Raw genomic sequence first — 11,811 nt, 5'->3', positions numbered from 1 at the left:
CCATCGGGTGCGGCGCCATGCTCATGCTCTCCTATGAGCTGCCGATCCGGCGCTGCTGGTCGCCGAGACCCAGACGCCAGCGTGGAGCGCACCGCCAATGCAAGAGGACCGGCAAAGAATGGATACACTGCCTGTGAGCATGCCGGGTTTCGTCTGGGGTTATCGTTTCCCTGAAGGCGGCGGCAAGCCGATACGGCTCTCCAACAACGCGCTGCCAGCGGACCTCACCGCCGATGGCGGCTTCTACTGGCTGCACCTCAACCTCGCCGACGCCCGCGTGCCCGCGCTTATCGATGCGCTGTCCGGGCTGACCGACGACGCCAAGGCGGCGCTCACCACGCATGACACGCATTCGGCCATCACGGTCGACGAGCAGATGCTCTACGGCACGCTGGTCGATTGCCAGCGCGAGTTCGATCACGAGACCGCCGATCTCGGCTGGCTGCACTTCGCGATCTCCGACCGCTTCATCATCACCACCCGGCTGCAGCCGCTGCGCAGCGTCGAGCGGGCACGGCTCTTGATGGAGAAGAACCCGGCGAAGTTCACCCGGCCGGTCGATCTGTTCGAACTGCTGGTCACCGAATTCCAGCGCACGCTGATTTCGATCGTGATGGACCTGACCGAAGAGCTTAATATCATCGAGGACTTCGTCTACGACACGGCGCCGCGCGACGAGCGGCGGCGGCTGGCACCGGTCCGGCGCGCCGTCGTACGCATCCACCGGCACCTGAGGACCGTACTCGGCCTGATGCGCCGGGCGGCGGCTTCCGATGACGACGAGATGCCATTCGGCTTCGAGGATGTCGCCGGGCGGCTGACGGCGCGGCTGGAGACGGTCGATCACGACATCTACGCTCTGCAGGATCGGGCACGGCTGCTGCACGAGGAAATCGATTCCAAGCTCTCGTCAGAGACCAACCGGCACCTCTACATCCTGTCGATCATGACCGCCTTCCTGCTGCCGCCGACGCTGGTGACCGGCTTCTTCGGCATGAACACGGCCAACCTGCCGTTCACGCAGGGGTCGACCGGGACGGAATACGCGATCGGGATGATCATCGCGTCGATCGCACTGGCTTGGTGGCTGTTGAAGCGGGTGAATATTTTGTGACGGACAAACAAAAATCCCCTTCGGCAGCGAACCGAAGGGGATTTTCATGTCAACTAGACCGATAGATCAATAAGGCGAAACGCACTGCTGGCGTGGGCCGTTGTACGGCTGGAAGGTGTTGTCGTAGGCGCGGTAGGAGCGGTAGCGCTGCTCGCACCAGGCGACATGGCTCGATCCGGCCGGGGCGACGTAACGCGGTGCCGGTGCATAGCGCGGCTGGCTGGCGATTGCGCCGCCGATGATGGCGCCGGCGCCGAAGGCGGCGAGCGGGTACCAGTAGCCATTATAGTGGCGATATCCGGGGCGTGCGTAGGTGTAACCGCGATAGCCGCCGTACCAGCCGGGACGATAGGCAGGGCGGTAACCGGGGCGATAACCGGGATAGTAGCCACCCGGCCGGCCATAATAGCCCGGACGCGGGCCGCAGCGGCCATAGCGGCAATATTGCACGTTTTGAACATCCGCCGATTTTTCCACCTGCGGCGCTGCAGGCATCTGGACCGCCTGCGACGGCGCGACGCTTGTCACCAGCATCAATGAGGAAATGGCCGCGACGACGAGTTGCTTGAACGACCTGGGCATGAAGACTCCAATCTCACCGTAAATTAATCCGTGGTGTAACGCATTGATGGGGAAAATGTTCCTAAACGCATCTTTTTTCGCGACCGGTCACGGTTTTTTGTTTATTCGTAAAAGCTGATAAGCAATCCATTAACCAGTTTTCATCACTCTCGTTACATGAAGCAACGGCATGGAAGAGCCACTCTCCGTATTCTGCTTCTGGCGATCGCGGCCGGACTGTCTCATTACGCCACGGCCGGCGATACACTCCCCTGGAAAGAGACCGATAACGCGCTCGTGGTCGATGGCTACGAACTGAACACGATCGACTGGGAAGCGCTGACATCAGACAAGCGGATCGCCGGCTTCATCTCCAAGGCGTCGGACGGATTGCCCGAGAGTTTTTCGTGCGATGGCGACCATGCCGGTGACACGGTGGGCCACTGCAAGACGATGTGGCGCAAGTACGCGGTCAGCCGAGAGCTTTTCCAGACAAGGCGGCTGGTGGCGCGTGCGGCGGGGCTCTTGTGGGGCGCCTATCACCTCGCCCGCCCCGGCAACCCGATCAACCAGGCCAACCACTTTCTCGACTACGCGACCCCCAAGCCTGACGAGATGATGATCCTCGATCTGGAGGGCATCGATCCTCAAAAGTTCATGTCGCTCGAGGATGCGCAGATATTCGTCGGCCACATCAAGACGCGGACCGGGCGCTATCCGGTGCTCTATACCAACCACGATACCGCCCGCTACATCGCCGCCTATCGCAACGACTATCCGGTGCTGGCGCGGCTGCCGATCTGGTATGCGCGCTACAAGCCCGACGTCAAAGGCGCGTTCCCGATGGGCAATTGGGACAATTACCTGCTCTGGCAGTTCTCGGCCGGCGCCAATTGCAGCAAGCGGCGCTGCCCCTATCGGGTGCCTGGCACGCTGACCGATATCGACGTCAATGTCGCCGCCATGAGCAAGGCCGACCTTGCGAAGATCTGGGCGCAGGGCAATCTCCTGCCGCCGCGCGAGCCGGATCCGCCGCTGATCCTCGCCAAGATCGAGATGGAACCGCGCCAGCCGCTGCCGCCATTAGTGGCCGCAACACCGGGGCTACCGCCGATCGCGCAATTGCCCGCCGCCGCACAGCTGCCGGCAGCCGCGACAGCGGTGACGGTGGCGGCGCGGGATGGGCTCGTGACCTCATCGGTGCCGCCGCGCGAAATCAACGCCCTGAACTACCAGGATTTCTGAGCGACAGGGTCGAACGAAAACGAGGGCGCCTTTTGAAGAGGGGCTGGGTAACCTGACAGAGTACCGGCCTTTAGCGATGCCAACTTTGTTTTAGTCAGCACGGCGCCTCACCCTCCCTCATCCCTGTGCTCGTCACAGGGATCCAGCGCGATCAAGTCCTTGATCGCAAAAGACTCTCTTCGCCGCGCCGACGCGCGGCGGCTGGATTCCTGTGACAAGCACAGGAATGAGGAGATTGAGGCTTCTTGACCCGGAAAGCTTTATCGTCAGCCTGACGAGCACACCCTTACCAAGGGTGTGCTCCATGCTGTGATACCTCGACGTCAGGCGACGACGGAGAGCTTGGCCTGATCGCCCTGCAGGCGGTTGGTCATGAACAGCGCGTACCATTCGAGGAACTGCATGACGCCGCCCTCGTGCAGCATCGAGTACGGGCCCGGCTCGTAGGCCGGCGAGTGGATGCCGAAGGCGTTTTCCTCGACGATGCGGCGGTCCTGGTCGTTGGTCTCGGTCCAGACGTGCGTCAGTTCCTCGAGATTGTAATCGACACCTTCGACGGCGTCCTTGTGGACCAGCCACTTGGTGGTCACGGCCGTCTCGTTGGCGCTGAGCGGCAGGACGCGGAAGGAGATGGCGTGGTCGCCGAGGATGTGGTTCCAGGTCGTCGGATAATGGAAGAGCAGCATGGTGCCGATCCGGTCGATCGTCACGTCATCCGACAGCGGACGGGCGACGGCGCGCTTGCCGGACATGGTGTAGCTCTCGGCATCCTCGATCAGCGGCATGCGGGCAGCGCGGAACTGGCCATCCGGCGAGATCTGGAACTTGCTGGGAAGGCCCGCGGCCTCGCAGCGTGCCCAGTGGCCCGCGATCTCCGGATCATCGGCGCCGCCATCGGTGCCGGTGACGCTCGGGGCTTCCGGATAGGTGCGGCAGAGTTCGGGATGGTTCGCGGCGCAGTGGTAGCACTCGCGGTTGTTTTCCCAGACGAGCTTCCAGTTGCCCTTCTCGATGATGGTGCTCTGGAAGGCGACCTTGGCGTCCTTCAGGTGATGCGGCATCATGTAGGGGGCGACCATGTCGCGAACCGGCTGGAAGTCCGGCGCCTTGTCGGCGAGGCAGATGAAGATATAGCCGCCGAAGCTCTCGCAATGAACAGGCTTCAGGCCGAAGCCGGACTTGTCGAAATCGTCGCCCATGTGGCGGGCGAAGGCGAGCTTGCCGTCGAGATCATAGGCCCACTGGTGGTAGGGACAGACAAGACGGACCGACGAACCGTGATCCTTGGTGCAGACGCGCGAGCCGCGATGGCGACAGCTGTTGTGGAAGGCGCGGATGACGTTATCGCGGCCGCGCACGATGACGACCGGATAGTCGCCGATCTGCACCGTGAAATAGGCGCCGGCCTTCGGCAGCTCGCAGTCATGGCCCATGAACAGCCAGTCGCGATAATAGATCAGCTCCATATCGAGCTTGAAGTAATCCTCGTCGATATAGAAGGGTTGCTCGAGGCTGAAGCCCTCGCGGCGGTTCTTGAGCTGCCGTAAAACGTTGCTGCGAATATCCATCTCATATCCTCGTCTATTCGGGCTGCCACATAACGGATGGCGAAAGCCGCGGGAAGCGCTCGCCCCCTCTCCCGAAGGAGATATTGCCTATATGATGCATTTAACCACTGCCCACGCCGCCCGCGTGGTTGCAAAGCGACATCGGCTTCGAAAATGACGACAGTTCCACACGGGCGATCGCGCCGCGACCAAAAAGGCGCATTTCCGCGTCGCTTCAGACAAATAGGATTATTTGCGACTTTGTCGAAATTACCAGAGATCAAGGGACTTGAGAGCGGCCTTGCCAGCGATATTCTGTTTGCGACAGCAGCTTGTGGCAGTTTGTAGCAGCCGCAATGGCAGTCGGCCAAATTTAACATCGCATTAAGCATGATTGCCTATCCTTCGGCCAAAGAGACAGGCAGCCGGATCCGAGACCATGGCGAAACTTCGTTACTTCGACGCCAGAGCGAGCATCGACCAGCCCACCGCGCCGGTCGCGCCGCATTCCGAATTCCTGCGCACGGGCAAGATCACCCGCCACCAGTCGCATTGGCTGGCCGCCGAGCGTCGCTATCTCACCCACGACGAAGTGGCCGAGAAGACCGGCCGCAAGCTGCAGACCGCCGGTGAGAAGACACACCAGCATATCAACGGCTTTCACCGCTCCATCCAGTTTCCGAAGATGGTGTTTCACCGCACACTGGAAGACAGCCCGCATCTCGGCTACTGCCACGTGACGGCGGCGCGCACCAAGTTCGCTCAGTATGAAGCCGTCAGCTGGGCCTTCTACATCGCCAATTTCTACGCCGATATCGGCGACAACGACAATGTCTTCGAGAAGATCGACGTGCGTTACTCGCGCATGTATTTCGCGGTCGCCATCCGGCCCGGCGAGCATACGCCGGAGAAGATGACGATCGACCGCAATATCCGCGGGAACGGCCTTTTGTTTCGCACCGACGACCCGCAGGTGGCGATCCGCAACGTCCTCCTGCTCGGCGCCCGCAACGAGCAACTGCGCGAGATCATTCGCCAACTCTGAGGCCATGCGCAGGCTTTGACCGGGATCATTCGCCAGCTCTGATATTGATCGCGGGGCCGCAAGGGCATAAGGACTGCCGGACAGACTATCCGGGCGGCATATGGCAGAGATCATCGACATCACCGAGAACAGGCAGCAGGCGATCGACGCCGCTTGCAAGGTGCTGGGCGAAGGTTTGCCGATCGCCATTCCGACCGAGACCGTCTATGGTCTTGCCGCCGACGCCACCAATCCGGCCGCCATCGCCCGCATCTACGAAACCAAGGGCCGGCCGCAGTTCAATCCGCTGATCTGTCACATGGCGGATCTCGAAATGGCGGAGATCTATGCCGATTTCGATCCGCTGTCGCGGGCGCTGGCGGAGGCCTTCTGGCCGGGACCGCTTACGATCGTCGTGCCACTGAAGGCCACGAGCGGCATTCATGCGCTGGCGACGGCCGGGCTCGACACCGTCGGCATCCGGGTGCCGAAGGGATTTGCCGGCGAACTCATCCGCGCCTTCGGCCATCCGCTGGCGGCGCCGAGCGCCAATACATCCGGCAAGATCAGCGCCACCAGCGCCGCCCACGTGCAGGCCGATCTCGGGGACAAGATCAAATTGATCCTCGATGCCGGGGCGAGCGATGTCGGCGTGGAATCCACCATCGTCAAGGTCGAGAACGGGAAGCTGAGGCTTCTGCGGCCGGGCGGGCTGCCGGCTGACGAGATCGAACGCGTCGCCGGCGTGAAGCTGGTGCGCCCGAGAGTGGCGTCCGCCGCGATCGAGGCGCCGGGTATGATGGCCTCGCACTATGCGCCGGGGGCTGCGGTGCGGCTCGATGCCAGCGAGGTGAGAGATGGCGAGGCGTTGATCGCCTTCGGTCCCTCCCCCATAGCGAACGCAGATAAGGCCAAGGTCGTGCTCAATCTCAGCGAGAGCGGCGATCTTGCCGAAGCGGCCACCAATCTTTTCGACTACATGAAGCGCGCCGATGCCAGTGGTGCGGCGACGATCGCATTCACCGCCATTCCCGACGAGGGTCTCGGCGAAGCCATCAACGACCGGCTGCGGCGCGCCGCGGCCCCACGGGAATAACAGAGGATAAAGCCCGATGAGCAGCGTTTCACCTGAGCTACTCGACCGTTTCGCAGCCATCGTCGGCGACAAATACGCGCTGCGCAACGAGGCCGATCTGGCGCCGCACCTGATCGAGAACCGCGGGCTCTATCACGGCTCCTCGCCGATGCTTCTGAAGCCCGCCAACGTTCAGGAGGTCTCCGCGATCCTCAAGCTCGCCAGCGAAACCGGCACATCAGTGGTGCCGCAGACTGGCAATACCGGGCTTGTGGGCGGACAGACGCCGCGCGAGGGGAAATCCGACATTATCCTGTCGCTGGAGCGGATGAACAAGATCCGCGACGTCGATCCCGTCGCCAACGTTCTCGTGGCCGATGGCGGCGCGATCCTCGCCGACGTGCAGAAAGCGGCCGAGGCACATGGCCGGCTGTTTCCGCTGTCGCTCGGCTCGGAAGGCTCCTGCCGCATCGGCGGCAATCTTGCTACCAATGCCGGCGGCACCGCCGTGCTCGCCTATGGCAACATGCGCCAGCTCTGCCTCGGGCTTGAGGTCGTGCTTCCGACCGGCGAGATCTGGGACGGGCTGCGCCGCCTGAAGAAGGACAATACCGGCTACGACCTGCGCGATCTCTTCATCGGCGCCGAGGGAACGCTGGGTGTCATCACCGGCGCGGTGCTGAAGCTCTTTCCGCAGCCGCTCGGCAAGCAGGTGGCCTTTGCGGGTCTGAACTCTGTGGAAGACGCGCTGTCGCTGTTCAACCTCGCTTCCAGCCTGTGCGGCACGTCTCTAACAGGCTTCGAACTGATGCCGCGCTTCGGCGTGGAGATCACCGCCCGCAATATCGAGGGCGTGCGCGATCCGCTGGAAAGCGAACATGCCTGGTACGTGCTGATCGACATCTCCACTTCGGATTCGGCAGAGACTGCCGAGCGAATGATGACGGCGCTGCTGGAGCAGGGTTTCGAGGCCGGCCTAGTGCAGGACGCGGCCATCGCCTCCTCCGTCGCGCAGCAGACGGCGCTCTGGCACATGCGCGAGAGCATGTCGGAAGCGCAGAAGCCGGAGGGCGGATCGATCAAGCACGATGTGTCGGTGCCGGTCTCTACCGTGCCGCAGTTCATGCACGAAGCCGAGCAGGCGGTGATGGCGGCGATGCCCGGCGCGCGCATCTGCGCCTTCGGCCACATGGGCGACGGCAATATCCACTACAACATCTCGCAGCCCGTTGGCGCCGACAAGCAGGCGTTTCTCGAGCGTTGGCACGAGATGAACGTGATCGTGCATGGGCTGGTGCTCGCGCATGGCGGCTCGATTTCGGCAGAGCACGGCATCGGCCAGCTGAAGCGCGATGAGCTCGCCACGATCCGTCCTGCGATCGAGATCGACCTGATGCGTCGCATCAAGAAGGCTTTCGATCCCGAAGGCATCATGAACCCCGGCAAGGTCGTCAACGTCGACTGAAGGACGGAGCGGCCGGATGGCCGCGTCTCACTTCACGGTAACGACAGCGCTTAACGCTTGTTGTTGCTGTTGATGGTCGCCGCGTTCGAGGCGTAGGAGTTCATGATCGTCAGCGCCGGCGACGTCGTCGTGTTGTTCTTGAGATCATACATGGCCGTGAACCGGTTCATCAGCTTGTCGACCTTCTTCGGGTCCTGGAAATCATTGATATCGACGAACTTCTTCAGCATCGTCGCCTGCTTGTCGACGTCCATGTTCGACATGCTGGTCGGCAGGCTGTAGGCGGTGGTGATGACCTGGAACAGAGCCTGGTCGCCGATCAGCGAGTAGATCGAAGTCACGCTCGGGGCCTTGCGGGCGAAGTAGAGCGCGAGGCGCACGCCGTCGTTGCTCTCACCCTGTTGGGTTTCGAGCGTCATCTGCAGATAGCCCTGCTGCGTCCGCTCCTCGGCACCGACGTTCTGGATGGCGCCGATCTTCGAGCGGGTCAGGTTGCCCGATGTGTCGAAGTTGAAGTCGGCAACGACTTCCTTGAACTTCGAAGGCGCTGTCTTGTTCAGGTAGCTCTTGTCGTCCGTCGGGTCCGAGGTGAAGATTTTCTTCAAGGTCGCCTTGTCGTAGTCCTTCGGATCAAGACCATTGGCCTTCAGCACGAAATCGGTCAGCTTGCTGTCGTTGAGGAAGTCGTCGAGCGATTTCACCGTCACGATCTTCTTAGCAAAATCGTCGACCTCGGTCGTCGCATCCTTGGAAGCCTTGTCTCTCACGGGGCCGGCGCTCATGCCCAGCGTCGCAAGCGACTTGTAGGTCGTTCCATATTTCGCCAGCACGGCCGTCGATACGGCCTGCACTTCGGATGTGGCCTTGCCATCCGTGCCGAAATTGAAGGCGCGCACCATGTCGGTGATGCGATCGTCCTTCAGCGAGGCGACATAACCCTTGGGGTCGTAGGGATCGCTTTGCAGCAGCTTGCGCATCATGGTGCGCGAGACATCCTGCTCCGTCAGCCCATAGGAACGAAGCGCCATCTGGTACAGATCGGGAAGGCTGTCGTTGCTGCGATCGGTGTCGGACGTGAGGTTGGTGCGCAGGAAATCGGCAACGTTGGTCACCTTGTCATCGGCCATGCGCGTCTTGTAGTTGGCAACAGAGCTGTCGATCTCGGCTTGCTGTTCGTCTGCGTAGTGTGCCGAGTATAGCGTATCCACGCTCGTCGTCTGCTGCGTGCTCTGCGGACCCGACATTGCCGCGGCGGAGCCGTCGGCGGCGAAGTTGAATGCCTCATTGACGTTGCTGAAGCCACTGGAGGCCGCAAAGCTCGCATCGGTGAGGATGCTTTTCAGGTCGGAATCGCTGATTGTTGATGGCAGCGAATATGTGCTCTTCAGGAAGCTCGTCAGCTTCGTGTCGGCAATCAGGTCGTCGACATTGGAGAGCGCGCTTATCTTGCTGCGGTAATAGCTGAGGTTGTCGCTCGCATTATAGCCGACGAGACGGATCTGGCTGGCGGTCTGCGCGCCATCCGACGTCACGCTGCCGTCCGCCTGGAAGTTGAAGGCATCATGCACGGCCTGGAGGCCGAGCAGCCCGGCATAGCTGGAATCGGTCAGCACGCTTCTCAGATCCGCATCGCTCAAGCTTTGCGGAACGCCATAGGCATCCTTGATGTAGGATGTCATCTTGGTATCGGCGATCAAGTCATCGACCGTCTTGATACCGGCGATCTTGGTCGAATAGGCGCTAGACATGTTGTTGGCGGCCGTCGCCGTGGCGCCGATCTGGGCCGATGTCTGCGCCGCGTATCCCGCTTTCGTCGCGTCGACGGTGCCATCCGCATTGAAATTGAAGGCGGCGTTGATGGCGTCAAAACCAAGCATGGCCGCGTAGCTGGAATCGGTCAGCACCCGCTTCAGGCCGGCATCGCTGAAATCCTCGCCGGCGCCATAGGCAGCCTTGATATAGGAGGTCAGCCGCTTGTCCGAAATCAGCTGATCGACGCTGGTGATCGAGCCGATGTTGGCATCGAAGTAAGCCTTGTTGTATTCGGCCGCCTTGGGGGTGACGATCGAGGGAACGGTGAGATTGTATTGCTCGATCACCGCGTTCTTTTGATTGGCGGTTTGCGCTGTGCCGTTGACCGTACCGTCCGCATTAAAGCTGAACTGGGCGGCGAGCGCCTTGTATTTGGCGTTGCCGCTGGTGTTGACGAAGCTGTTCGGATCGTTGACGTCGCTGGTCAGGACCTTGCTGAGATAGTCGTTGGACACGTAGGTCGGGTCGATCCCGAAAGCGCCGAGCACATAAGTGCGAAGACGGGCGTTCGACGTTAGGCCGGTTACGCTCTGAACCTTGTCGATCGCCGTGCTGTAATAGGTCGACTCCGTGGCCGCATTGGCGCCTTCATCCGCATAAGACTGGGTATAGAGCCCCAGCATGTCGGTTTCCTGGCTGTCGCTTTGCGGGTCGGTCGCTGTCGTGCCGAAATTGAAGGCGGACGCGAACTCCTTGTAGCGGCTGTCCGACAGCTTGTTGGCGAAGCTGTTGGCATCCGTGAGATCGCTCTCCAGAACCTTCTTCATGAAGGCCTTGGCGTAGGTCATATCCTCGAGGCCATAGGCCTTCATGGCATAGCTATAGAGCTTATAATTGCCGAGGAAGTCGTCTACATCTTTGACTTTGTTGATATTTTCTTCGTAGTACTGCGCCTGGCGCTTCACCGTCGTCTGCGAGGCGACGCGGTCAAGGCTCTTCTGCAAATCGCCCGATATTATCGTATAGCCCAACGAAGCAGAGATCATAGCGTTCTATTCCGGCAATAGTCTTGGATGAATGACAGACGGTTCACCGCTCCATTTTGCTATGAAAAGCTTACCCGAGACTTACCCGCGCTTTGTTGCAACCTGGGACACCGCTCCGTTCACCTCTCGGAAACCCTGCCACGTTTGGTTTTGATAACCATCCAGGGAGGCAAGGTCTTCTTAACCGCGATTTTTAAGCTGTCTCGAACAGGCGGCGCCTATTGTCAGCCACAGAGGACGAAAAGTCCCGAGGAGAAGACCGGAAACCGGCTCTCAGGTAAGACAAGGGTGAGAATGAACATGAACAATACCGTTATGAAGCCCGCATGGGCTGGAGCGACACTTCGTCTTGATCCGTCGCGCTTTCCGCAGCAGGTGAGCTACGCCATCCACGACTCCACAAGCGATGTCAGCATAACGATCGACGAACGCGGCGCCATCCTGCGCAAGATCCTCCCCTCGAGCGGCCTTCCACTCTCCATCGCGCTGCCGAAGCGCGCCTTCAAGGGCGTTGCTGCCCGCGCCATCGACCATGGCAATGGCGAAGTCACCGTGACGCTCGAACTGCACCACGAAGATCCCGATCTCTGCGTGCCGCTCTTGGTGGCCCACGACCTTTCCGACATCGCCGCCGACTGGCGCGGATGGTCCGAAGCATTCCGCATTCCCATGCTGATGGTCGAAGCCGACGGCATTGCCCGTCCGCTGGAAGAACATCTCGGCGAACTGCGCACCAGCCACCTGAAGCCGCGCCGCCGCCACTCCTACTTCGCCAACCGCCGCCCACGCTTCCTCGTGCGCCGCTCGACCGGCACGCTCGGCGTCGCCATGAAGATCGAAGGCAAGGAAATCATCGCCCGCAGCTAAGGGCCGATGCACGAGATCAGACGGAAAGACCCGGCCGGTGTGCCGGGTTTTTCGTTTTTGGACCTCGGTTGACAAATGCCCGGCGGACCATAAGCTGCGTGCACAGCTTTGAGAT

General features: G+C 61.1%; 9 protein-coding genes. 6 read left to right on the top strand and 3 right to left on the bottom strand.

The window, feature by feature from the left end:
- Positions 1-118: 118 nt before the first annotated feature.
- Positions 119-1,114: a transporter gene (locus QTL96_RS19580; RefSeq protein WP_289728821.1), complete on the top strand. Its 996-nt coding sequence runs from the start codon at positions 119-121 to the stop codon at positions 1,112-1,114.
- 66 nt (positions 1,115-1,180) lie between these two features.
- Here the strand turns inward: QTL96_RS19580 and QTL96_RS19575 are convergent, their stop codons facing one another.
- On the bottom strand, positions 1,181-1,696 hold the full coding sequence (locus tag QTL96_RS19575; protein WP_289728820.1) for a BA14K family protein: 516 nt from the start codon (positions 1,694-1,696) through the stop codon (positions 1,181-1,183).
- 156 nt (positions 1,697-1,852) lie between these two features.
- On the opposite strand from QTL96_RS19575, the gene QTL96_RS19570 reads away from it, so the two are divergent.
- A complete protein-coding gene (locus tag QTL96_RS19570) occupies positions 1,853-2,920 on the top strand; it encodes a GH25 family lysozyme (protein ID WP_289728819.1) in 1,068 nt (355 codons plus the stop codon).
- A gap of 323 nt (positions 2,921-3,243) precedes the next feature.
- Here the strand turns inward: QTL96_RS19570 and QTL96_RS19565 are convergent, their stop codons facing one another.
- Positions 3,244-4,488 carry an aromatic ring-hydroxylating dioxygenase subunit alpha gene (locus QTL96_RS19565; protein ID WP_289728818.1) on the bottom strand — a complete coding sequence of 415 codons (1,245 nt, stop codon included), beginning with the start codon at positions 4,486-4,488 and terminating at the stop codon, positions 3,244-3,246.
- Positions 4,489-4,906: 418 nt separating this feature from the next.
- Between QTL96_RS19565 and QTL96_RS19560 the strand changes: the two genes are divergently transcribed.
- The 3 genes from QTL96_RS19560 to QTL96_RS19550 all read left to right on the top strand — a co-directional run bounded on the left by QTL96_RS19560 (position 4,907) and on the right by QTL96_RS19550 (position 8,031).
- Positions 4,907-5,512 carry a DUF6656 family protein gene (locus tag QTL96_RS19560; RefSeq protein ID WP_289728817.1) on the top strand — a complete coding sequence of 202 codons (606 nt, stop codon included), beginning with the start codon at positions 4,907-4,909 and terminating at the stop codon, positions 5,510-5,512.
- A 100-nt stretch (positions 5,513-5,612) separates the two neighbouring features.
- A complete protein-coding gene (locus QTL96_RS19555; protein WP_289728816.1) occupies positions 5,613-6,587 on the top strand; it encodes an L-threonylcarbamoyladenylate synthase in 975 nt (324 codons plus the stop codon).
- Positions 6,588-6,603: 16 nt separating this feature from the next.
- Positions 6,604-8,031, top strand: coding sequence for an FAD-binding oxidoreductase (locus QTL96_RS19550; RefSeq protein WP_289728815.1), 1,428 nt, complete (start codon positions 6,604-6,606; stop codon positions 8,029-8,031).
- Positions 8,032-8,081: 50 nt separating this feature from the next.
- Here QTL96_RS19550 and QTL96_RS19545 read toward each other — a convergent pair whose 3' ends face one another.
- Entirely contained in the window at positions 8,082-10,829 is a 2,748-nt protein-coding gene (locus QTL96_RS19545; RefSeq protein WP_289728814.1) for a DUF1217 domain-containing protein, read from the bottom strand.
- 300 nt (positions 10,830-11,129) lie between these two features.
- Between QTL96_RS19545 and QTL96_RS19540 the strand changes: the two genes are divergently transcribed.
- Positions 11,130-11,696, top strand: coding sequence for a DUF6101 family protein (locus tag QTL96_RS19540; protein ID WP_112944656.1), 567 nt, complete (start codon positions 11,130-11,132; stop codon positions 11,694-11,696).
- Positions 11,697-11,811 lie beyond the last annotated feature (115 nt).

It is taken from the genome of Rhizobium sp. S163 (genome assembly GCF_030380805.1).
Lineage (GTDB): Bacteria > Pseudomonadota > Alphaproteobacteria > Rhizobiales > Rhizobiaceae > Rhizobium.
This window is presented reverse-complemented; position numbering and strand designations above follow the sequence as displayed.

Coding starts and splice junctions, on each gene's coding strand:
- QTL96_RS19555 (WP_289728816.1), top strand. CDS start 5,613: ATGGCAGAGATCATCGACATCACCGAGAACAGGCAGCAGGCGATCGAC.
- QTL96_RS19540 (WP_112944656.1), top strand. CDS start 11,130: ATGAACAATACCGTTATGAAGCCCGCATGGGCTGGAGCGACACTTCGT.
- QTL96_RS19545 (WP_289728814.1), bottom strand. CDS start 10,829: ATGATCTCTGCTTCGTTGGGCTATACGATAATATCGGGCGATTTGCAG.
- QTL96_RS19550 (WP_289728815.1), top strand. CDS start 6,604: ATGAGCAGCGTTTCACCTGAGCTACTCGACCGTTTCGCAGCCATCGTC.
- QTL96_RS19570 (WP_289728819.1), top strand. CDS start 1,853: ATGAAGCAACGGCATGGAAGAGCCACTCTCCGTATTCTGCTTCTGGCG.
- QTL96_RS19580 (WP_289728821.1), top strand. CDS start 119: ATGGATACACTGCCTGTGAGCATGCCGGGTTTCGTCTGGGGTTATCGT.
- QTL96_RS19560 (WP_289728817.1), top strand. CDS start 4,907: ATGGCGAAACTTCGTTACTTCGACGCCAGAGCGAGCATCGACCAGCCC.
- QTL96_RS19575 (WP_289728820.1), bottom strand. CDS start 1,696: ATGCCCAGGTCGTTCAAGCAACTCGTCGTCGCGGCCATTTCCTCATTG.
- QTL96_RS19565 (WP_289728818.1), bottom strand. CDS start 4,488: ATGGATATTCGCAGCAACGTTTTACGGCAGCTCAAGAACCGCCGCGAG.